This is a genomic window from Ciceribacter sp. L1K22 (assembly GCF_017599385.1).
Lineage (GTDB): Bacteria > Pseudomonadota > Alphaproteobacteria > Rhizobiales > Rhizobiaceae > Allorhizobium.
This window is the reverse complement of sequence record NZ_JAGFPK010000001.1, coordinates 1,048,852-1,070,829: the sequence shown is the minus strand read 5'-3', so window position 1 is coordinate 1,070,829 and position 21,978 is coordinate 1,048,852. Positions and strand designations below refer to the sequence as shown.

Sequence of the window (21,978 nt, the reverse complement as noted above, 5' to 3'; positions counted from 1 at the left end):
TGTCGTTACTGGATGATCTCCAGATCATCGACCACACGCTTTCCGTCGACCTCGGTATAGAACACGATGACGTTCACACCGGCTTCCAGGCCTTCGAAGTTGAATTCTTCGGGGACAGCGTAGGTCTTGCCATCTTCAAGCGTCAGGCTGAGACCATTGACATCGACATTCCTGATCCGGGCCTCCACATCCGCGCTTTCGGCGTTGGCGTGCAGCGGGGAAAGAAGACCGGCAATTGCCAGAAGCACGGAAATCATCAGTCGCATGTGAACAACCCTGGCAGTTATCGAGAGAAACGAACGGCTCAACAAAACTATCCTCCCAAATACGGCGAAAGTTGCTCGCAAACATGACAGTTCCGAGATTGATGACCGGATTACGCCTCGCAATCAAGCCGGACGCGAAGACGGGCAGCAGGGCACGGCTGTTTTTCCCCGGATAATGCCTTTTTGGAGGCGATGCCTGACGCGTCGCCAGTCCATTCAATCATAAATTAACCGCGAAGAATTACCTCTGAAATACAAGGGCATCGGGGGCGATCACGAGTGAGACTGACACTATCGGGAAAAGATCAAGCTCCGGGCACGCGCGCCCGTTCGCTGGTGATGTTCACCGGCGCCGTCCTCGCCGCGCTTGCGATCATCGGCGCGGCCTTTCATCTCGATCAGAAAAACAGCGATGCGAACCGCGCCACGCTCATCGATATGATCGGCAAGGATGTGACCATGGTTGCCGCGGCGGTCGAACATCGATTGTCGGCCGACCTTGCAGCCGCCGAACAGCTGAGAGACACATTGCGCACACGCGCGGACACGAGCCTCGATGACCTGAGCGAAATGGCCGACCGGCTGATGGAGCGGCACGATCACATCGCCTCGGTGGGACTTGCGCCCGGCTACGGCTTGCACTCGGTGAGACCGGCTCCCGATCTCAAGGGCGACACCCGCGCGCTGACCCGCCAACACATCGATGAACTGAAAGCGGCTCGCGACAACGGATCGACCTCAGCATCGATGAAGTATGATCCGAGCGGCTTTCTCTCGCTTGCCGTCCCGATGACCCTAGGCGACAGCACGTCCAAGCAGGACTGGGGCGCGCTCGCTCTAACGCTGCACAAGGATGATTTGATGAAGGCCGTTGGCCTGACTTCCCTTGCGGAGCGGTCGGCGGCGGATGGTGTCGATCTCGTGCTGACGATCCGGCAGATAGCCGACGATGGCAAGGTGACGATGATCCATGGTCCGGATGTGCCTCAATCCCTCGCGCCGGTGGTTCGCGAGATTCCTGTTCCGGGGGGTAAATGGCAGATCATTGCCGTCCCCGCCGGCGGCTGGGACGTCCAAAATCCGGCAAAAATATCCTTCCGCGTTTTTGTAGCGGCAACCTCGCTGATGCTGATCGTGCCGATCTTCTTCGCAACGCTGCTTCTCGGAGAGCGGAACCGCAACATCGCCACGCTGCGCACGCGCGAAGAGAAGCTGGTCGAGCTGTCGCAGCGGTTCGACCTCGCCATGAACGCCGCAAGTATCGGCGTCTGGGAAGCGTGGGAGCCGGAACATAGACTTTACTGGGACGACCGCAGCTCGCAACTTCACGGCTGCGCTCCTTGTGACAAGGAAAGCGTCAACCGTATCTCGGACTGGCAACAGGCAGTCCATCCGGACGACATGAAATTCGTCGACGATTCCTTCCGCTTTCTCCGCAAGGCCGGAGAGAACCAGATTCTGGACATCATCTACCGGGTGAGGCTGGAAGACGGCTCGATCCGCCATCTCCGGCTCGTCAGTTCCTGCTCGACCACCCCCGATTTCAAGACGAAGTTTACCGGCATCGTCTGGGACGTGACATCAGACGTGCTGATGAACCGTGACCTGCAGAACGCCAAGGAAACCAGCGACATCAAGAACGCCGAGCTTGAGCTGGCGCTGGACGAACTGTCGAGCCGGGAACATGAGCTGGCCGAGCTGTCGCACAAGTTCGATCTCGCCCTCGCCTCCTATAATTGCGGCATCTGGGAAGCGGACCTGACCAATGGCGGTGCCATCTGGGACGAGCGCATGCATCAGTTGTACGGTCTCCCCTTCAGCGCCGAGCGCGTGACGGAAGAGCAGTGGCTGGGCTGCATCCATCCGGACGACCGCCGATCCGTGCTTGATACGACCAACCAGGCGATCCGCCGCCATACCACCCTGCAGAGCATCCAGCGCATCCTGCTGCCCGATGGGGATTTCCGCTACGTCCGGTCCGTCGGCCAGGTGCACACGGGTCGCGACGGAAACCAGAAAATCATCGGGATAGCCTTCGATGTGACTGCCGACGTGCTCCTGACGGAGGAATTGAAGGTTGCCAAGGAGGAGGCTGACGCCCGCAATATTGAACTGGAGCTGACGAAGGCGCGCATCGAATACAACTCGCTGCACGACCCTCTGACCTCACTTGGCAATCGCCGCAAGATCGACATGGAGCTTGATGCCCTGTCACGAGAAAGCCAATCGCGCCGCATCAAGTTCGCGATCCTGCATCTCGACCTCGACCGGTTCAAGACGATCAACGACACCCTGGGACATGCCGCGGGCGATGCGATGCTGGTGCACGCGTCGCAAGTTCTGATGCGCCACGTCAGGCGGGGAGACATCGTCGCGCGGATCGGCGGCGACGAATTCGTCATCCTGGCGACGGAGACATCAGGCCCGGACGCGCTTGCCGCACTCTCTTCGCGCATCATCGAGGAAATGAGCCGCCCGGTCGATTTCGAGGGTTTCCAATGCCGCTGCGGCGTCTCGATCGGCATCGCCCAGGCTCACGGCACGCATATCGACGCTCGAAAGATCCTCGTGAACGCCGACATCGCGCTTTACCAGGCAAAGGAAAAGGGCCGAAACGGCTTCCAGTTCTTCACCCACGAACTGCAAGCGAACATCGTCAACAGCAAGCGCATGGCCGATGAAATGCTGGCGGGACTGGAGCGCGACGAATTCACCGTCTGGTATCAGCCGCAATATGACGCCAGCACGATGCATATGACCGGAGCGGAGGCTTTGGTTCGGTGGAATCACCCGGAACGCGGTGTGCTGCCCTCTGGCGCGTTCCTGAAGACGGCCGAAGAACTCAACGTCATGGCACGCATCGATCAGCTCGTGCTGGAACTTGCCCTCCGGGACAAGATGCGTCTGACAGCACGCGGCATCATGCTACCGAAGATCTCCGTCAACGTGTCATCCAAGCGCCTTCACGACGAGGCGCTGATCGACAGCCTGACAGGGCTTGCCCTGTCTCCCGGGGAAATCTGCTTCGAACTGGTGGAATCGATCTTTCTCGATGACAGCGACGATGTCACCGTCCACAACATCGAACGGATCAAAGCGCTGGGGATCGACATCGAAATTGACGATTTCGGCACCGGCCACACCTCCATCGTCAGCCTGCTGAAGCTCAAGCCCAAGCGGCTGAAGATCGACCGGCAGCTTGTGATGCCGATCCTCGACTCTCCTCAGGAACGGACGCTGGTGCGCTCGATCATCGACATCGCCCGCTCGCTGGGTATCGAGTCGGTGGCGGAAGGGGTGGAAACACCGCAACACGCGCATCTGCTTCGAGAACTCGGATGCGACATCCTGCAGGGATTCGCATTCGCCAAGCCGCTGTCGTTCGACGAGTTTGTCGAACTCGCCAATACGACCGTGCTGCCGAAGGCGTCCTGATCCGTCGACCGGTGAACAGCGTGTCCTGCGTGGATGCACAGGAAGGGCTTTCCCGCCGTCCGGCTTTCCCGTAAGAGTGTGCCCGCTTGAAAACAGAGGGGCAAAGACGCTCCGCAGCCGGTCATAAACGCGATGTCGCACAATACCTTCGGTCACCTGTTCCGCGTCACCACCTGGGGCGAAAGCCACGGCCCCGCGCTCGGCGCCGTTGTCGATGGCTGCCCGCCCGGTCTCCGTTTCACGCCGGAGGACCTGCAGGTGTGGCTCGACCGGCGCAAACCCGGCCAGTCGCGCTTCGTGACGCAGCGGCGCGAGGCCGATCTCGTCAAGGTTCTTTCCGGTGTCATGCCGCAAGAGGATGGCAGCCTCGTTTCCACCGGCACGCCCATTTCGCTGATGATCGAGAACACCGACCAGCGCTCGAAAGACTATGGCGAGATCGCGCGGCAGTACCGTCCCGGACATGCCGACTACACCTATGACGTAAAATATGGCGTCCGCGACCATCGCGGCGGCGGGCGCTCCTCCGCGCGTGAGACAGCAGCCCGTGTGGCCGCTGGCGGCATTGCACGGCTCGTCTTGCCCAACGTAACGATCCGCGGCGCGCTTGTGCAGATCGGCAAGCACAAGATCGACCGAAACAACTGGGACTGGGACGAGGTGAACAATAACCCGTTCTTCGCTCCGGATGCTGCCATCGTTCCCGTCTGGGAAGCTTATCTCGATGAGATCAGAAAAGCCGGCTCCTCCGTGGGGGCTGTGATCGAGGTGGTGGCCGAAGGTGTGCCGGCCGGTCTTGGCGCGCCGATCTACGGCAAACTCGATCAGGAGATCGCCGCGGGACTGATGTCGATCAACGCCGTCAAGGGTGTGGAGATCGGCAACGGTTTCGAATCGGCCTCGATCACCGGTGAGGAAAACGCCGACGAAATGCGCATGGGCAATGACGGAAAGCCGCTGTTCCTCTCGAACCATGCCGGCGGCATTCTCGGCGGGATCTCGACGGGCGAACCCATCGTGGCGCGTTTCGCGATCAAGCCGACCTCCTCCATTCTCACGGAACGAAAGTCGATCGATGCTGATGGCAAGAATGTCGACGTCCGCACCAAGGGCCGCCACGACCCCTGTGTCGGAATCCGCGCGGTACCTGTCGGTGAGGCGATGCTGGCTTGCATCCTGGCGGACCATTATCTGAGAGATCGCGGCCAGACCGGCCGCCTGAAGTGAGGTTTGCCAATGGCCTATGACCAGAAACGCGTCGTCGACGCCATCCGTGCCTTTGAGGCCGGCGAGATCGTCGTGGTGACGGATGATGACGACCGCGAAAACGAGGGCGACCTGATCGTCGCGGCCGTCCATTGCACCGCCGAGAAAATGGCATTCATCGTCCGCCACACCTCCGGCATCGTGTGTGCGCCAATGCCCCGGGAAGAAGCCAAGCGTCTCAACCTGACCGCCATGGTGGCGGAAAACGACAGTGCCCACACGACAGCCTTCACGGTGTCGGTCGATTTCAAGCATGGAACGACGACGGGCATCTCTGCCGACGATCGGACGCTGACGGTTCGCAACCTTGCCAATCCGAACAGCGGGGCGGCCGATTTCGTGCGCCCGGGCCATATCTTTCCGCTGGTCGCCAGGGAGGGCGGCGTGCTGATGCGCTCAGGCCATACCGAGGCCGCAGTCGATCTGTGCAAACTCGCCGGGCTGCCACCCGTTGGCGTCATATGCGAACTCGTCAATGACGACGGCACGGTCACCCGGGGGCCGCAGGTTACGGCCTTTGCCGAAAAACACGGGCTGAAGCAGGTTTCGGTCGCTGACCTCATCGCCTACCGTCAGCGCAAGGAAACGCTGATCCAGCTTGCTTCGAGCTTCGATGTCGAAACGCCCTATGGTCGGGCCAAGGCGCATGCCTATTCGCTGCCCTGGGATCCGATGCAGCATCTCGCTCTTGTCTTCGGCGATATCAGGGACGGAGAGGACATTCCGGTGCGTCTGCACCTAGAGCATGTCGGCAAGGATGTGTTCGGAAAGGATCGACAGATCGAGGCGATCATGAAGCGGATCGCCGAAGCGGGCCGCGGCGTCATCGTCTATCTTCGTGAGGGATCGGTGGGTGTCGGCGCGTCTACGACTGCCCGTGCTGGCAAGTTCGACCGCGAAGCACACCAGGAGGCCCAGGCGCGCGAGAGCGAATGGCTGGAGATCGGTCTCGGCGCGCAGATCCTCAAGGATCTCGGTGTCACATCAATCAAACTCTACGCGTCGCGCGAACGGCACTATGTGGGCCTTGAGGGATTCGGCATCCGCATCAGCGGCACGGAAATCGCGTAAGAGCACGGATTCCTCAAGAGCAGCCTTCCACGTATTGGAGGGCGGCTCTTGTGCCCGCACTGATCGTTATTACCGACATCCCGTCGGTCTCGAAGACAAGACCGTTTTCGCCGTCCAGATATGTCATGACATTGGTGGTCTCGTCGTAGAAGCCGACCTCGATCTTCAAAGCCTCGCCGTAGGCAGCCCTGACCTCTTCTTCGCTGCTGCCGACATGCACGCCTTTCTCTGTCCTGATCGACGGATCGATCACGTAGATGCGTGTGAGCGTTCCGTCCTCGAACATCATATCCATCTCTGGCGCGCTCGTCGCCGCGAGGAAGCAGGCCTCGTCGATTTCATCGGGGATGAGGAAGTCCGAGAGCGCTGCTTTCGCCGCCTCGACTGTCATCCCCATGGTGACGGGGGACAAACCCGAAGGCTTGATCACGACGCCTTCCCCGGCAGCGCGAAGCGGCAACGCTCCCGCCAGCACGAAAAACAAAGAGCACAAGAAGCGGCGCACCGGGACGTCCTCCGAACGGTTTCGATGAAGCAAGGAATAATGGAATGAAACGGGGAGGCAAGCACCCGCCTCAACCCAGCCAACCATCCTGTAACCGTACACTGTCCAGGCCGGCGAACCGCGCGACACGTGCAAGCTCGCCCTCTACCTTCTCAATCCGACCGGAAGATGCACGAACACCGGTTTCCAGCCAGAGCCGCCGCACGTCGAGCACCCCGGCTTTGCGATCCGCCTTCATATCGACGCGGCCGATGATGCGGTCCCCTTCCAGCATCGGAAAGACATAGTAGCCATACTGCCGCTTCGGCTCCGGGACGTAGATTTCGATACGATAGAAGAAACCGAACAGCCGTTCTGTCCGGTTGCGATCGCGGATCAGGGGATCGAAGGGACTGAGCGTGCGCACCCGTGCCGGCGGTTCCGGTGCATCCAGCAGCCTGTCCAGATCGGCCACGAAGGAAAAGGAGGCGCGCGGCTTGCCGTCGACCGTCTCGATCAAAACCTCCGCCAGCTCGTCGCGATGATCCGACACCCATTGCTTGGCTTCCTCCGGCGTCACCAGATCGAAGAAAGCAGCGAGTTCACCATGGGTCGCAAAACCGAGGCGCTTGAGGGCCTCGCGGCAGGCCCAATCCACAAAGGTGACTTGGTCGACCTCGGCACCATGGTGTTCCGCGGGGATGACGCGCTCGGAGAGATCGTAGACCTTCTGGAAGTTCTCCCGGGCACTGATGGCAAGTCTGCCGGTGTGCCAGAGAAATTCCAACGCGGTCTTGCTGGGATGCCAGTTCCACCAGCCGCCCGACTTGTGGTCGTCCGACTTGAGGTCTCGCGCCAGCAGTGGCCCGCGCTCGGTGATGTGGGACAAGGTCTCCTCGAAACTCTTCTCGTCGAAGCGGTCGCCCTGCCATTTCTGCCAGCTGGCCCGGATACGTGCCTCCTCCCGCGCGAAACGATGCTTCCAATAGGGGAAGAAAGCGCTCGGAATGAAGGAGGCGTCATGCGTCCAGTGCTCAAACAGAAGGCGATCCCGCTCGACAAGTGGCGACAAATGATCCGGCCTGTAGGTCTGATTGCGAGTGAACAGGATGTGGTGATGCGCGCGCTCCACCCATTGAATGCTGTCGAGCTGGACGAAGCCGAGATCGTGGATGAGCTGGTAGAGTTCAGCCGCCCCGAGGCTTCGCTGGGGTGGTCGCGACAATCCCTGTCGTTCCATAAAGATACGTCGCGCGTGAGCATTCGAAATCGGAATCGCCATACCCGGACGCTACCCCATGTTCCCGATATGTTCAACCTGTTGGCAGCGCTTCCTGTTTCGTGCCGGAACCCCGGCATTTGGTTGGTTTGACTGCCCCTGCGACAGGTCATAGGAAGACAGCGAGAAAGAAGGGATATTCCGCTTGAACATCACGTTCGATGCCGCCACGCTGACCTACGATCGTCACACCGCCCTCGAACCGCTCTCCCTGACGCTTGTGGAACGCCGCATCGGGGTGATCGGGCTCAACGGTTCAGGGAAGACGAGCTTCGCCCGGCTGATCGTGGGACTTTCGCAGCCGACAAAGGGGCGCGTGCTCTTGGCGGGTCTGGACACTGTGGTCGACGCGGAAGCGCTGCGCGGCAGGACTGGTTTCATATTCCAGCATCCGGCGAACCAGATCGTCCTGCCGATCATCGGCGACGACGTTGCTCTTGGGCTTAAGGGCAAGGGGTTCGGAAAGGCAGAAATCGTGGAGAAGGTCGAGGCCGTTCTCTCCAAGCTCGGCATCGCTCATTTGCAGGCGCGGCGGCCGCACGAGCTCTCCGGGGGCGAACTGCAGCTGGCGGCGCTGGCCGCGGTGCTGGTCACGGAGCCCGATGTCGTGATCTTCGACGAACCGACCAACCAGTTGGACCTGAAAAACCGGGCGCAGGTGGAACGGGCGGTCGCCGGACTGGACAGCATGGCGATCGTCATCAGCCACGACCTTGCCCTAGTCGAGGGGTTCGATCGCGTGCTGGTATTCGACAGAGGCGCACTTGCCTTCGATGGCGAGCCACTGGAGGCGATACAGCGTTACCGGGAGATCGCGCGCCGATGAGAACACTTTATGTCGAGGGTCGGGGCCTGCTCTACCGGATGCCCGCCGGTGCGAAGATCGCCGCGCTCATGGTCTTCGGTGTTCTTCTGTTCCTCACGCGCGAGGTGCCTTGGCTCGGCCTCGGTCTGCTCTTGGCCGGCGCATCCTATTTCGGCCTAGGACAGCGGTTACGGTCCGCGATCGCACCGCTGACCTTCGTCCTGCTGACCGTGACGATCGTCGCTCTCTTCAATCTCGTCTTCGTCTCGCTCGACGATGCACTGGTCACGGTGCTGCGTCTCACAGCGCTCGTTTTTGCGGCCGCGACCGTCACGGCAACCACGCCGATCGGCGACTTCATCGCCGCGATCACGATGGCCGCGCGTCCGCTCGAAAGCCTCGGCCTTGTACGCGCCGACGATATCGGACTTGCCGTCGGTCTTGTTATCCGGTTCCTTCCCGATATCGTCTCCCGCTACGACGCGCTGAAGCTTGCCCACCAGGCTCGCGGACTGAAATCGAAACCGCTGACGCTTCTCGGTCCGCTGATCATCCTGACGCTGCGCGATGCGGATAAGGTTGCCGACGCCATTGACGCGCGGGGCATTCGCAAGCGATGAACGACCGACAAGACTGTTTCAGGGGGATGCCATGAAAACCCGCGACCTCGTACTCGTTTCGCTGTTTGCCGCCATCATCGTGGCACTCGGACTGATGCCGCCTATCACGCTCGGTTTCATTCCCGTGCCGATCACGCTGCAGACGCTGGGCGTCATGCTCGCTGGCGTCATCCTCGGCGCCCGGCGCGGCGCTCTGGCGGCTCTGCTGGTCATCCTGCTGGTGGTCATCGGGCTTCCGGTGCTGTCGGGCGGCCGCGGCGGGCTCGCGGTGTTCGCCGGACCGACGGTCGGGTTCCTCCTCGGCTGGGTTCCCGGCGCCTTTGTCACCGGGCTGATCGCGGAACGGTTCGGTCGGGCCATCTCGCCGGCGACGCAAACCGTCGGGTTCTTCGCGGCAGCGGTCATCGGTGGCATCGCCGTCGTCTATCTGCTCGGGATCGGCGTTCTCGCCTTCCATGTCGGCCTGCGGAACGCAATCGTCGGTTCGATGGCTTTCATACCGGGCGACCTGATCAAGGCGGTGATCGCGGCACTCGCCGGACGGACGGTGATGGTCGGCTATCCGCTGCTGCCACACCGCGCTTGACCCGCTCCTACCTCAGGTAGCTGTAGAGCCAATCGCGCGTGTCCTCGGGAAGGCCCGTCGGCTCGCCGCCGTCGCGCTCGACTGCGGTGCGAACCAATTCGACCTCGGCGGCGGTCGTGCTGCCCCGCTCCATCGAGACGTTGAAGCCGATCGACTTGCCACCGATCTTGTCGATGGTCACCACCATGCGGACCTTGTCGTCGAGGCAAAGCGGCTGGAAGATGCGGCACTCCACCTTGCTCGTCACGAACAAGGGCTCGTCCTCGAGCGGCGGCCGGTAGCGCCAGAAATGTGCCAGCGCCATTTCGGCATGATCGACATAGGCGGCGGCGCGCATGCGTCCGTCCGGGTCGATATCCCGATAGGGAATGCGAACCTCGCTCGTTTCGACGCGTTCTACATCTTCCATGCAAAAAACCCTGCTAAGCCATTGACCGCAGTCTAGGGCGAACGATCAACGCCGAACAGGGGCAGGTCAAAAAAGTTCCGATGACAGCATCTGTTGACAAATATCCGCCAGGAACGACCTCCAGTAGACCCCACCGGAACGGCTGCCTATGGTAAGGCCCACAAGGGATAGACGATGACGACGCGCCTTTACGAACATCCGATCTTTCTCGAACACGTGACGCCGGCCGGGCATCCCGAGCGGATCGACCGCATCCGAGCGCTCAACGTCGCGCTTGGACATCCTCATTTTTCCGGGCTCGACAGGAAGGACGCGCCGCAAGCCAACGAGGATGCGGTGACGCTCGCCCATCCGGAGGAACATCTGTTCTCGGTGATGCGGCAAATCCCGGAAGAAGAGGGCGAGATCAACCAGATCGAGGCCGATACATATGCCTCTCCCAAAAGCCTGCAGGCGGCGCTGACGGCGATCGGCGGCGCGATGGCAGCCGTCGATGACGTGATGACCGGCGTGGCCGACAACGCTTTTCTGGCTGCCCGGCCTCCGGGACACCATGCCGAAAAGGCGAAGGCCATGGGGTTCTGCTTCTTCAACACTGTTGCGATCGCCGCCCGCCATGCGCAGCGCGTCCATGGTGTCGAGCGGGTCGCGATCGTCGACTGGGACGTACACCACGGCAACGGCACCCAGGACATCTTCTGGGACGACCCGTCAGTGCTGTTCTGCTCGACCCACCAGATGCCGCTCTATCCGGGCAGCGGCGCCAGGGACGAAACAGGCGTGAAGAACAATATCGTCAACGCGCCGCTGTCGCCCAATGTCGGCTCGGATCACTTCCGCGAGGCGTTCAAATCTCGGGTGCTGACCGCGCTCAACGACTTCTCGCCCGACCTGATCCTGATCTCGGCCGGCTTCGACGCGCATCATCGCGATCCGCTGGCGCAGATCAATCTGGTCGGCGAGGATTTCGACTGGGCGACGGGGCGACTGATGGAAGTCGCCGACAGATTTGCCCATAACCGGGTCGTCAGCCTACTCGAAGGCGGCTATGATCTGGAGGGCCTCGCCGAATCGGCAGGCCTGCATATCCTGAGACTGATGAAGGGTTGAGTATGACCGAGACGGCAGGCGACATCGCGTCCTATTCGTTCGAGAAGGCTGTGGCGGAACTCGAAAGCATCGTGGCGCGGCTTGAACGCGGCGATGTGGCGCTGGACGAGTCGATCTCGATCTACGAGCGCGGCGAGCTTTTGAAGAAGCACTGCGAGACGCTCCTGTCGGCCGCCGAAAACCGCATCGAGAAGATTCGCCTCGACCGCGCGGGCAAGCCGCAGGGCACCGAGCCCCTAGATCGGGAATAGCAGAGCGCTTAGCCCCTCGCCTTCAACGTCTCCGACACCCTGTGAATGTGCGCTGCCCCGATGCCGCAGCAGCCGCCGATGAGCGTTGCGCCGGCATCCGCCCAGATGCAGGCGAATCGGGAATAGACATCACCGTTCAGGTCTTCCCGCGTGCTGCTCAACCCCTCATTGGCGGCATGCTCTCCGACTTCGGTTTCGAAGGCATTGGCGTAGACCCCGATCTCCAGATTTGCTCCCGCCTCCCGGAAGACCGCCGAGGCCGTTTTGACGGCGGCCTGCATGACCTCCGGCTTCGCGCAGTTGAAGAGAAGCGCCGACGCGCCCGAGCCGGCCGCCCATGTTGCCGCCGCCCGCACCGTCTCGCCGGACCGCAACTTCGGCTCGCTACCTGCGAGTTGTTCGGGGTCGTCGGCCAGTGTGAAGGAGATCCAGAAGGGCTTGCCGGTTCCCGCTACGGCGACACGCACCGCGTCACCTTCAGCTATGAGGCTCAACGTTTCGCCGAGCCACACATCAACGAAGGGCGCCAGATTTTCGACCAGCACCGAGAGATAACCCTGCACGCGATCCGCATCGAAGCGCTCGGGTTCGTATGAACCGAAGATCGGCGGCAGCGAACCGGCGACAAGCACTTCGGTCGCTGCGGATTCGGCTGCCTCTCGCGCGAGCTTGCCGGACAGACGGATGAGCTCCGCGCCCCGCGCCAGAAACCGCTCCTCTCCGATATGAAACGGGACGAGTGCATAGCTGTTTGTGGTGACGACATCGGCGCCTGCTGCGATGAACTCCTCGTGGACCTGTCGCACAATATCCGGCGCGTCCATCAGGGCCAGCGCCGACCACTCCGGTTGCTTCAATTCCGCTCCCAATCTGACAAGCTCACGGCTCATTCCGCCATCGAGAATCCGCAATCCGTTCATCTTCATTCGCTCCACCGCTTCATCAAAAGCACTGATGACGCTTGCAATGCCGACCGTCAACAATCGCGGAGCCTTGCTAAAAACGCATGACGAAGATTGACGCAGCCGCGCGGCGTCCCCATGATGACGTCATCGGCAGACTGGTTTGGGAGGACCATCATGAAGATCAGCACAATTTCCAAAGTCATTGCAGGCTCGCTCATCGCTGTGACAATGGTCGGCGGCGCGGCGCGGGCGGAACAGTTCATCAACGTCCTGACGGGCGGCACGTCCGGCGTCTACTATCCGCTCGGCGTGGCGCTTTCGAAGATTTACGGCGAGAAAATTCCTGATGTCCGCACGCAGGTGCAGGCGACCAAGGCCTCGGTTGAAAACCTCAACCTCCTGCAGCAGGGCAAGGGCGAAATCGGCTTCTCGCTCGGCGACAGCGTCAAACTCGCCGCCGAAGGCAATGCGGATGCGGGCTTCAAGGCACCGCTCGACAAGTTGCGCGGCATCGCCGCGATCTATCCGAACTACATCCAGATCGTCGCCACGCAAGAGTCCGGCATCACCTCGCTCGCCGATCTCAAGAGCAAGAGCATTTCTGTCGGTGCGCCGAAATCAGGCACTGAACTCAACGCGCGCGCTATCCTCGGCGCCGCAAGCATGAGCTATGACGATCTTGGCAAGACGGAATACCTGCCGTTCGCCGAATCCGTAGAACTGATCAAGAACCGCCAGCTCGATGCGACGTTGCAATCGGCGGGTCTCGGGGTCGCTTCGCTGAAGGACCTTTCCACCTCGCTTCCGGTATCGCTGGTCGCCGTTCCGGCAGACGTTGCCAACACACTCGGCGCCCCCTATATCGCCGCCACGATCCCGGCCGGCACCTACGAGGGCCAGACGGCAGATGTGCCGACGGTCGCCGTCGTCAACTTCCTGGTCACGCACTCGGATGTGTCCGACGACCTTGCCTACGAGATGACCAAGCAGTTGTTCGAGAATCTGCCGGACATGCTGGCCGCACACAACGCGGCCAAGGACATCAAGCTGGAAGATGCCACCAAGGGTATGCCGATCCCGCTGCATCCGGGGGCCGAGCGGTACTACAAGGAAAAGGGCCTGCTCTGAGCGCGGCGGCCGATGAAAATCCTTCCGGGAGGCCCGCAGGTCTCCCGGGTTCTCAGCCTTATCCTTCGACGGGTTTGCCATGAGCGCCTCAACCGATGCGGCGAATACGCCTGACAGTCACGAACAGCGGTTTCCAGAAACGATCGAAGGCAGGCTTCTCTACGGCATAGCGATCGTCTTCTCACTCTTCCAGATCGCAACGGCGGCCCATCTCATCGACATGCCGAGCCAGGTCGTTCGGGCGTTGCATGTCGGTTTCCTGCTGCTGCTCGGCTTTCCGCTGGTCATGGCCAATCTTCGGCAAGGGGCGCTGTTCAAGGCGCTCGCCTGGCTGCTCGCGGCGTTGGGCGTCGCTGTCGCCGCCTACCAGTTCATCGAATACGAGGACCTGATATTCCGCGCCGGAGACCTCGAACCGAGGGACCTCTATTTTGGCGTGGTCGCAATCTTCACCGTTTTTGCCGCCTCCTGGCTGATCATGGGGCCGGCGCTGCCGATCATCTCCGGTATCTTCCTCGCCTATTGCTTCTTCGGGCAATATTTGCCGGCGCCGCTCAATCACCGGGGTTACGACTTCGCCCAGGTGATCGACCACATGGCCTATGGCACCGAGGGCATCTACGGCGTGCCGACCTATGTGTCGTCGACCTATATCTTTCTGTTCATCCTGTTCGGCTCCTTCCTCGAACGTGCCGGCATGATCAAGCTTTTCACCGATGTCTCGCTCGGTCTCGTAGGCCACAAGCGCGGAGGACCGGCCAAGGTTTCGGTCATCTCTTCGGGATTGATGGGAACGATTTCGGGTTCAGGCGTGGCGAATGTCGTCACGACGGGTCAGTTCACCATCCCGCTGATGAAGCGTTTCGGCTACAGGCCGGCTTTCGCGGGCGGGGTCGAGGCGACATCTTCCATGGGCGGGCAGATCATGCCGCCGGTCATGGGCGCCGTGGCATTCATCATGGCCGAGACTCTGGGCGTGGAATATGCCGAGATCGTGAAGGCGGCCCTCATCCCGGCTATCCTCTACTTCGCCTCGGTTTTCTGGATGGTGCACCTGGAGGCCGGCAAGCGCGGTCTGATGGGGCTCGACCCTGATCAACTGCCCTCCCCACTCCGGGCGATCCGCGAGCAATGGTATCTGCTGCTTCCGCTGATCGCGCTCGTCTGGCTGCTGTTCTCAGGCTACACGCCGCTCTTTGCCGGAACAGCGGGGCTTGCGCTCACCATACTGCTGGTGCTCGGCAGTTCGATCGCGCTCGGCCTGCCGAACATCGTGATCCGAACCATCTTCTGGATCGGCGTCGGCATCGCCGGCGCCGCGTTCTTCCGGTACGGGTTCAATGCCGTGCTGATCGCGATCCTGGTCCTGATTGCCTGGAATGCGGTGACATCCGGAGGGCGGCAGGCGCTGAAGCTCAGTGTCGACAGTCTGGCGGACGGGGCGAAGACGGCGCTGCCGGTCGGGATCGCCTGCGCGGTGGTCGGCATCATCGTCGGAACGATGACTTTGACCGGGGCCGCCAATACCTTCGGCCAGTTCGTGGTCGCGGTGGGAGCCCACAGTCTTTTCCTGTCGCTGGTGCTGACCATGATCACCTGCATCGTGCTCGGCATGGGTATCCCGACGATCCCGAACTACATCATCACCTCGTCGATCGCCGGACCCGCATTGCTGGAACTCGGGGTGCCGCTGATCGTCAGCCACATGTTCGTCTTCTACTTCGGCATCCTCGCCGACCTGACGCCGCCGGTGGCGCTGGCCTGTTTCGCGGCTGCTCCCATTGCCAAGGAGTCGGGGCTGAGGATTTCGCTTGAGGCAGTGAAGGTGGCGGCGGCCGGATTCGTGATCCCGTTCATGGCGGTCTATACGCCGGCGCTGATGTTGCAGGATGGAGGGGCACTTGCGAACGCGATCGGCTATCCCCTCGCCGTGATCTACATTGTCATAAAAGCCGGCCTGTCCATCGGCCTTTGGGGCGTGGCGGTCATCGGCTATTTCAACGCGCCGCTGCCGGTGCTGCATCGGATCGTCGCTGTCATGGCGGCCTTCTTCCTGGTCGCCGCCATGCCGATCACCGACGAAATCGGCTTCGCACTCGTATTCCTCTTCGGCTTCCTCGCCTGGAAATTCCCGGGACGTGACGGTGTTCGGACCGAAACGGGCCCGCCTCCGACAGGCGTTGCATGAGCCTCTGCATCGCAATCGCCGGAAAAGCCATTGTCATACCGGCAGTAGCCTTCTCTCTCTCGTGGGTTCATTCCGTCGAGAGGATCGAATGGAGAGAGAACTGGGTCGTGACTGAGGCGGGCCTGGAATTGCAGATGGCGTCGGTCAAAGGTTCAGGAGCCGGCATGGAACCTGGAGAGAATGCCCGGTTGGAAAACGGCTGGTGGACTTGGGCGCCCAAGCTTCCCACCATCCCGGAGCTCCGACTGGCATCGTCGGGCGCGACGGTCGGGGGCTGGCGACTGTGCCATTCACAGGGATGCCTGACGCTTGGAGAGAAGCCCGGCGAGGACAGCGTGATCACGCCCTGTTCGAAATGAACAGCACTCCGGTGCGTGTCTGAAGACACACCGTTCCGCCGCAGGGCACTATGTCGGCCGTCGCGACGTGTTAGTCTCACCGCAGCTGAAACACGAGGTGCATCATGTCCTTCTTTCCCGGAAAAGACCCCCTGCCCGGCGACGCGTTCGCCTGCGATGCCATCGAGAACCTGATCATTCCCCGCTCCAGCGATATCGGCGGTTTTGCCGTGCGGCGCGCGTTGCCGACCGCCAAAAGGCGTCTTGTCGGTCCCTTCATTTTTTTTGACAGAATGGGGCCGGCGATCCTGAAACCGGGCGAGGCGCTCGATGTGAAGCCGCATCCTCATATCGGGCTTTCGACTGTCACCTATCTCTTCGACGGCGAGATTAAGCACCGCGACAGTCTCGGCACAGAACTGGTGATCGAGCCCGGAGACATCAATCTGATGACCGCCGGCCGCGGCATCGTGCATTCCGAACGTACCCCGGAAAACCTGCGCGGCGGGCCGCTCTCGATCTCCGGCCTGCAGACCTGGCTCGCCTTGCCCGATGCGCAGGAGGAGATCGATCCAGCTTTTTCGCATACAGCCCGTAGCGCCATGCCGGATTTCGATGCGGACGGGGCAACAGGACGCGTCGTGATCGGCTCGACCGGGGGCTTGAGTTCGCCGGTCAAAGCCTTCTCCGACACGCTTTACGTGGACGTCACGCTGACTGCCGGCGGACGTTTTCCCTTCAACGCGACGCAGGAGGAACGGGCCGTCTACATTCTATCCGGAGAACTGGTCGTTGCCGGCGACCGGTTCGCGGCCGACCAGTTGCTCGTCTTCCGCCCCGGCGATCCTATCACGCTGGAAGGAGGCGCCCAAGGCTGTCACGTGATGCTCTTCGGGGGCGCGGCGCTGAACTCCAAGCGATACATCTGGTGGAACTTCGTCTCGTCCTCAAAAGAGCGGATCGAACAGGCGAAGGAAGAGTGGAGAACCGGACGCTTCGACATCGTACCGGGTGACGAAGAGGAATTCGTGCCTTTGCCCGAGGGCTTTTGACGTCTATATAAGCGGTTGGTGCCGAAGATTTGCCCTGATGGTCAGGGGATGATATCGCCGACCCGAAAGACGCAAAAAAGAGGCAAGAGCCCGTGACATCCCTTCCCGATACGCCGCTCCTGGACACGGTGAAGCTGCCCGCCGATCTTCGCGCTGTCGAGGACAAGGATCTGCCGCAGCTTGCCCGCGAAGTGCGCGACGAGATGATCGACGCCGTGTCGAAAACGGGCGGGCATCTGGGCGCAGGTCTCGGCGTCGTGGAACTGACGATCGCGATCCACAAGGTCTTCAACACGCCCGATGACCGGCTGATCTTCGACGTCGGCCACCAGTGTTATCCGCACAAGATTCTCACCGGCCGCCGGGACCGTATCAGGACCTTGCGCCAGGAAGACGGGCTGTCCGGCTTCACCAAGCGTGCGGAGAGCAAATACGATCCGTTTGGCGCGGCGCACTCCTCCACATCGATCTCCGCCGGTCTCGGCATGGCGGTTGCGGCCGATCTTTCAAAGACCGACAGAAAGGTCATCGCCGTGATCGGAGACGGCGCCCTGAGTGCCGGCATGGCCTACGAGGCGCTGAACAATGCGGGTGCGCTCGACGCGCGACTGATCGTCATCCTCAACGACAACGACATGTCGATCGCCCCGCCAACGGGGGCCATGAGCGCATATCTCGCGCGCCTTGCCTCCGGGCGGACCTATATGGGCTTCCGCGAGTTCGGCAAGAAGCTGACAGCCTATCTCGGCAAGAACATAGACCGGGCGATTACCCGTGCGGTCGAGCATGCTCGCGGCTACGTGACAGGCGGCACGATGTTCGAGGAGATGGGTTTCTACCATATCGGACCGATCGACGGACATTCCTTCGAACACCTGCTGCCCGTGCTGCGCAATGTCCGCGATAACGGCAAGGGCCCGGTGCTGATCCACGTGGTGACCCAGAAGGGCAAGGGCTATCCGCCAGCCGAGGCCGCGGCCGACAAGTATCATGGGGTCAACAAGTTCGACGTCATTACCGGAACGCAGGCCAAGGCAAAGCCGAACGCGCCGAGCTATACGGCGGTTTTCGGAGAAGCGCTGGTGCAGGAGGCCACGCATGACGACAAGATCGTCGGCATCACGGCGGCCATGCCGTCCGGCACGGGCCTCGACAAGCTGCAAGAGGTATTTCCCGCCCGGACCTTCGATGTCGGCATCGCGGAACAACACGCGGTGACGTTCGCCGCCGGCCTCGCGGCCGAAGGCTACAAGCCGTTCTGCGCGATCTATTCGACCTTCCTGCAGCGTGGCTACGATCAGGTGGTGCACGACGTCGCGATCCAAGGGCTGCCGGTACGGTTTCCGATCGATCGCGCCGGTTTCGTCGGCGCCGACGGCCCGACCCACGCGGGCTCTTTCGATACGGCCTTCCTCGCCTGCCTTCCCGGCTTCGTCGTAATGGCAGCAGCCGATGAAGCAGAACTCAAGCATATGGTGCGGACCGCCGCCGCCTACGACGACGGCCCGATCTCGTTCCGCTATCCGCGCGGCGAAGGTGTTGGCGTGCAATTGCCCGAACGTGGCGAGATTCTCGAGATCGGCAAGGGGCGGATCGTCAAGGAAGGTACGAAGGTGGCGCTGCTGTCGTTCGGCACGCGGCTCGCGGATTGCCTGCTGGCGGCCGAGGATCTCGATGCCGCCGGTCTTTCGACCACCGTCGCCGATGCCCGCTTCGCCAAGCCGCTCGACGACGACCTGGTACGACGTCTTGCGCGCGAGCACGCCGTGCTAATTACAGTCGAGGAAGGGTCGGTCGGCGGCTTCGGTTCGCAGGTGCTGCACTTCCTCGCGAATGAAGGCCTGCTCGACAACGGCCTCAAGGTGCGCTCGATGGTCATGCCGGATATCTGGATGGATCAGGCCAAGCCGGAAACGATGTATGCCAAGGCCGGGCTCGATAGCCCCGCCATCGTATCCAAGGTGTTCGCCGCCTTGGCCGGTACCGAGCGCGGGCTCGGCGTCCTTCGTTGACGCCGTAAGGCGGAACAATCGAGAGTTCGTTGCGTTCCCCTGTCGAGTTTTTCAACGACAGGAGACATCCAAATGGCGAGCCTGAACAATCGCGACCTGATGAAGGAACTGAAGAGCCTCGAAGCGCAGGTTCTACATTTCAAGGACATGATCGGAACAGAGGGCCGCACTGCAGCGGACGATATCCGCGAACGCGGCAGCATCGCGATGCGTCAGGCCTCCGACCGCGCCCGCAACGCCGCGTCCTATGCGCGTGACGAAGCCAGCAGCGTGGCGAGCATCGCCCGGGAACATCCCACTGCCACATCGACAGCCCTGCTGACCATCGGCCTCATTGGTGGTGTCATCGGCTACCTGCTCGGCCAAGGCCATACCCCGGAACGTGATTCCCGCTGGCGCTGGAACTGAGGGGCGTCGTGATGAGCGAGGTCGTCTACCACGTGGTTGCCCATGACGATGGTTATGCTTACCGGGTGGACGACGTCTACTCGGAACCGTTTCCCACGCATGAGGAAGCCCTGGAAGCAGCTCGGGTCGCAGCAGCTGAGCACCGGCTTTCCGGGAGCGACGCTGAGATCAGCTATCAGGATGAAAGCGGACAGTGGCGGAGTGAACACGCCGACGGTGCAGACAGACCCGTTACCGATGTTGAGGATGACGTCTGACGCCATTGTTAAGAAATGAAAAAGCCGGCTCGAACCCGGCTTTTTTTTTTGCGTTTCAGCTCTGTGGTCAGAACTCCGACCATTCCTGCTTCACCGCCGCCGCGGAACCACCGGAGAAGGCTCGGGCGACGCGGTTGGTGAGAGCGCCTGCGGGTGAGGTCGGAGCAGACGATCTGGCAGCCGCGGGACGCGTGCCGATGGCACCTTCGGCGAGCTTGAACTGACGCAGCAGGTCGGCCAGTGCCTCCGCCTGGGACGCAAGGCCGTGGCTTGCGGCGGTCTGTTCCTCGACCATGGCCGCGTTCTGCTGCGTGCCATGATCCATCGCGTTGACGGCACTGTTGATCTCGGAAAGGCCGGTCGACTGCTCGCGGCTGGAGGTGACGATGGCAGCCACGTGTTCGCTGATATCCTGAACGGCTGCGACGATCTTTTCGAGCTCCCGTCCCGTTTCTCCAACGAGCGTAACGCCGTTGCCGACGTTTTCGCTGGATTTGGCGATCAGCGTTTTGATTTCCTTGGCGGCATTCGCGGACCGTTCGGCGAGCGCGCGCACCTCCTGAGCCACGACAGCGAAGCCCTTGCCTGCTTCTCCGGCGCGCGCCGCTTCGACGCCTGCGTTCAGCGCAAGCAGATTGGTCTGGAAGGCAATGTCCTCGATCACGCCGATGATGTTTCCGATCTCGCCGGAGGATGTCTCGATCTCCGTCATGGCAGCCACCGCGTTGCGAACAACCTCGCCGGATCGTTCGGCGCCTGTGCGGGTGGTGGTCACGAGGTGGCCAACATTCTCGGCGCGCGCGGCATTGTCCTTGGTCGTCGTCGTGACCTCTTCGAGTGCGGCCGCCGTCTGCTCGATCGACGCGGCCTGCTGCTCGGTGCGCTTGGCAAGGTCGTTGGTGGCGGAGCGAATCTCAGCGGCGCCGGCATTGATTGCCGATGCCGTCTGCCCGACAGCGGTCAGGGCGGACAGAAGCTTGTCGAGGGAGGCGTTGAAGTTGGTGCGCAACTCATCAAGCCGGCCGGTAAACGGCTCATTGAGACGATAGGCCACGTTGCCGTCAGCGAGGGCCGACAGGCCGCGCGCAAGGTTATCGACCGCAAAGGTCACCTCGGCGGCTTCCCTCGCCTTCTCGGCTTCAGCGCGCCGGCGCTCCTCTTCGGAAGCGGCGCGCATGGCCTCGGTTTCGTTGGACAGGCGAAGCTTTTCGACGGCGGCGTCCTTGAAGACGACGACGGCCTTTGCCATCTGGCCGACCTCGTCGCCGCGATCGAGAGCCGGAACCTCAACATTGTGGTCACCGGACGCCAGGCGGGTCATGGCTTGCGTCATGCCAACGATCGGTGTGACGATGGCGCCGGCGAGGAGCCAGATCAGCACGACGGCGACAACACCTGCGATACCGCCGCCAACCAGAAGCGCCATCTGCAACTGAAAGTGCGCGCTTTCGAGGGCGGCATGGTTCCTGGCGGAGAGCTGACCAACCAGCTCCTTAATCTTCGCCGCTTCGCTGCGGAATGCATCGATCTGCCCACCCGCATCATGGCCGAGTTCTGTAACGTCATCCAGCGGCGCGCCTGCCTTACGGGCGGCAAGCTGAGGGACGGTCAGCTGGTTGTGGAAGGCATCCGCAGCCTGCTGCATAGCATCCAGCGAAGCGATGATCGCTGGCTCGCCGGCCGCGACCCGCTTCGCCTCCGCGAGATTGGTCAGCATCTTCTCACGATTCGCCAGGACGCCATTGTAGGTGCTGTCGCTGCCAAGCAGGAGGAAACCGCGCTGGTTCGCGACCTGCTCGAGCATTGCCTCGAGCGCCAGGTCCGACTGGGCCAGAATCTGTTCCGATTTCACCAGTTCTTCGGAGGCAAGACGCGCTCGGTACTGCTCGACGAAGACAATGGCGGTTGCCAGGAAGCAGCTCGCCATGATGCCGACGAACGTCAGGATCAGCTTCTTGCTCAGGGAAAGGTTTTTCAACGACATGGGATTACTCATCAGGAAGGAACCAGACGGCCGATATCGCTGCCACTGTTCACCCGGACGCTTGAGCCACCGGCGTGTCTGGCATCCGGTGAACGCGGGCGCGCGCTCCACCGGCGCCATTAAA

The 21,978-nt window shown here is 61.8% G+C and carries 21 protein-coding genes; 15 read left to right on the top strand and 6 right to left on the bottom strand.

Annotation, left to right across the window (positions count from 1 at the left end):
• Positions 1 to 5: 5 nt before the first annotated feature.
• On the bottom strand, positions 6 to 266 hold the full coding sequence (locus tag J5J09_RS05200; protein WP_208548621.1) for a DUF1344 domain-containing protein: 261 nt from the start codon (positions 264 to 266) through the stop codon (positions 6 to 8).
• Positions 267 to 545: 279 nt separating this feature from the next.
• On the opposite strand from J5J09_RS05200, the gene J5J09_RS05195 reads away from it, so the two are divergent.
• The 3 genes from J5J09_RS05195 to ribB all read left to right on the top strand — a co-directional run bounded on the left by J5J09_RS05195 (position 546) and on the right by ribB (position 6,038).
• Positions 546 to 3,701 (top strand): EAL domain-containing protein, encoded by a 3,156-nt coding sequence (locus J5J09_RS05195; protein WP_348646420.1) that lies wholly within the window; start codon positions 546 to 548, stop codon positions 3,699 to 3,701.
• Positions 3,702 to 3,833: 132 nt separating this feature from the next.
• On the top strand, positions 3,834 to 4,928 hold the full coding sequence (gene aroC, locus J5J09_RS05190) for a chorismate synthase (protein WP_208548620.1): 1,095 nt from the start codon (positions 3,834 to 3,836) through the stop codon (positions 4,926 to 4,928).
• A gap of 9 nt (positions 4,929 to 4,937) precedes the next feature.
• Positions 4,938 to 6,038 carry a 3,4-dihydroxy-2-butanone-4-phosphate synthase gene (gene ribB, locus J5J09_RS05185; protein WP_208548619.1) on the top strand — a complete coding sequence of 367 codons (1,101 nt, stop codon included), beginning with the start codon at positions 4,938 to 4,940 and terminating at the stop codon, positions 6,036 to 6,038.
• Between the two features lie 13 nt (positions 6,039 to 6,051).
• On the opposite strand, the gene J5J09_RS05180 is transcribed toward ribB, so the two are convergent.
• On the bottom strand, positions 6,052 to 6,468 hold the full coding sequence (locus J5J09_RS05180; protein WP_208548618.1) for a hypothetical protein: 417 nt from the start codon (positions 6,466 to 6,468) through the stop codon (positions 6,052 to 6,054).
• A gap of 145 nt (positions 6,469 to 6,613) precedes the next feature.
• Positions 6,614 to 7,804, bottom strand: a complete 1,191-nt coding sequence (locus J5J09_RS05175) for a winged helix-turn-helix domain-containing protein (RefSeq protein ID WP_208548617.1) — start codon at positions 7,802 to 7,804, stop codon at positions 6,614 to 6,616.
• A gap of 142 nt (positions 7,805 to 7,946) precedes the next feature.
• On the opposite strand from J5J09_RS05175, the gene J5J09_RS05170 reads away from it, so the two are divergent.
• The 3 genes from J5J09_RS05170 to J5J09_RS05160 are packed head-to-tail and all read left to right on the top strand — an operon-like array spanning position 7,947 to position 9,812.
• On the top strand, positions 7,947 to 8,627 hold the full coding sequence (locus J5J09_RS05170; protein ID WP_208548616.1) for an ABC transporter ATP-binding protein: 681 nt from the start codon (positions 7,947 to 7,949) through the stop codon (positions 8,625 to 8,627).
• On the top strand, positions 8,624 to 9,226 hold the full coding sequence (locus J5J09_RS05165) for an energy-coupling factor transporter transmembrane protein EcfT (RefSeq protein WP_208548615.1): 603 nt from the start codon (positions 8,624 to 8,626) through the stop codon (positions 9,224 to 9,226). Before J5J09_RS05170 ends, J5J09_RS05165 begins: the two co-directional genes overlap by 4 nt.
• Before the next feature lie 31 nt (positions 9,227 to 9,257).
• Positions 9,258 to 9,812: a biotin transporter BioY gene (locus J5J09_RS05160; RefSeq protein WP_208548614.1), complete on the top strand. Its 555-nt coding sequence runs from the start codon at positions 9,258 to 9,260 to the stop codon at positions 9,810 to 9,812.
• A gap of 7 nt (positions 9,813 to 9,819) precedes the next feature.
• Here J5J09_RS05160 and J5J09_RS05155 read toward each other — a convergent pair whose 3' ends face one another.
• Positions 9,820 to 10,221, bottom strand: coding sequence for a thioesterase family protein (locus J5J09_RS05155; protein ID WP_208548613.1), 402 nt, complete (start codon positions 10,219 to 10,221; stop codon positions 9,820 to 9,822).
• Between the two features lie 174 nt (positions 10,222 to 10,395).
• Here J5J09_RS05155 and J5J09_RS05150 point away from each other — a divergent pair, with 174 nt between their 5' ends.
• Together J5J09_RS05150 and J5J09_RS05145 are read left to right on the top strand one after the other, a co-directional pair.
• Positions 10,396 to 11,331, top strand: a complete 936-nt coding sequence (locus J5J09_RS05150) for a histone deacetylase family protein (RefSeq protein WP_208548612.1) — start codon at positions 10,396 to 10,398, stop codon at positions 11,329 to 11,331.
• Between the two features lie 2 nt (positions 11,332 to 11,333).
• Positions 11,334 to 11,582, top strand: a complete 249-nt coding sequence (locus J5J09_RS05145) for an exodeoxyribonuclease VII small subunit (RefSeq protein WP_208548611.1) — start codon at positions 11,334 to 11,336, stop codon at positions 11,580 to 11,582.
• 8 nt (positions 11,583 to 11,590) lie between these two features.
• On the opposite strand, the gene J5J09_RS05140 is transcribed toward J5J09_RS05145, so the two are convergent.
• The gene (locus J5J09_RS05140) at positions 11,591 to 12,502 is read right to left on the bottom strand and encodes a homocysteine S-methyltransferase family protein (protein ID WP_208553099.1); all 912 of its coding nucleotides are present in this window, start codon (positions 12,500 to 12,502) and stop codon (positions 11,591 to 11,593) included.
• 159 nt (positions 12,503 to 12,661) lie between these two features.
• Between J5J09_RS05140 and J5J09_RS05135 the strand changes: the two genes are divergently transcribed.
• From J5J09_RS05135 to J5J09_RS05105, 7 genes are all read left to right on the top strand, one after another.
• The gene (locus J5J09_RS05135) at positions 12,662 to 13,615 is read left to right on the top strand and encodes a TAXI family TRAP transporter solute-binding subunit (RefSeq protein WP_208548610.1); all 954 of its coding nucleotides are present in this window, start codon (positions 12,662 to 12,664) and stop codon (positions 13,613 to 13,615) included.
• A 79-nt stretch (positions 13,616 to 13,694) separates the two neighbouring features.
• Positions 13,695 to 15,803 (top strand): TRAP transporter permease, encoded by a 2,109-nt coding sequence (locus J5J09_RS05130; RefSeq protein WP_208548609.1) that lies wholly within the window; start codon positions 13,695 to 13,697, stop codon positions 15,801 to 15,803.
• The gene (locus J5J09_RS05125) at positions 15,800 to 16,162 is read left to right on the top strand and encodes a DUF1850 domain-containing protein (protein ID WP_208548608.1); all 363 of its coding nucleotides are present in this window, start codon (positions 15,800 to 15,802) and stop codon (positions 16,160 to 16,162) included. Before J5J09_RS05130 ends, J5J09_RS05125 begins: the two co-directional genes overlap by 4 nt.
• A 104-nt stretch (positions 16,163 to 16,266) precedes the next feature.
• Positions 16,267 to 17,193 carry a pirin family protein gene (locus tag J5J09_RS05120; RefSeq protein ID WP_208548607.1) on the top strand — a complete coding sequence of 309 codons (927 nt, stop codon included), beginning with the start codon at positions 16,267 to 16,269 and terminating at the stop codon, positions 17,191 to 17,193.
• A gap of 92 nt (positions 17,194 to 17,285) precedes the next feature.
• Positions 17,286 to 19,205 (top strand): 1-deoxy-D-xylulose-5-phosphate synthase, encoded by a 1,920-nt coding sequence (gene dxs / locus J5J09_RS05115; protein WP_208548606.1) that lies wholly within the window; start codon positions 17,286 to 17,288, stop codon positions 19,203 to 19,205.
• Between the two features lie 72 nt (positions 19,206 to 19,277).
• Complete coding sequence (locus J5J09_RS05110) at positions 19,278 to 19,613, top strand: hypothetical protein (RefSeq protein WP_208548605.1); 336 nt, start codon at positions 19,278 to 19,280, stop codon at positions 19,611 to 19,613.
• Between the two features lie 11 nt (positions 19,614 to 19,624).
• The gene (locus J5J09_RS05105) at positions 19,625 to 19,870 is read left to right on the top strand and encodes a DUF2188 domain-containing protein (RefSeq protein WP_208548604.1); all 246 of its coding nucleotides are present in this window, start codon (positions 19,625 to 19,627) and stop codon (positions 19,868 to 19,870) included.
• Between the two features lie 67 nt (positions 19,871 to 19,937).
• On the opposite strand, the gene J5J09_RS05100 is transcribed toward J5J09_RS05105, so the two are convergent.
• Positions 19,938 to 21,854, bottom strand: coding sequence for a methyl-accepting chemotaxis protein (locus J5J09_RS05100; RefSeq protein WP_208548603.1), 1,917 nt, complete (start codon positions 21,852 to 21,854; stop codon positions 19,938 to 19,940).
• Between the last annotated feature and the right edge of the window lie 124 nt (positions 21,855 to 21,978).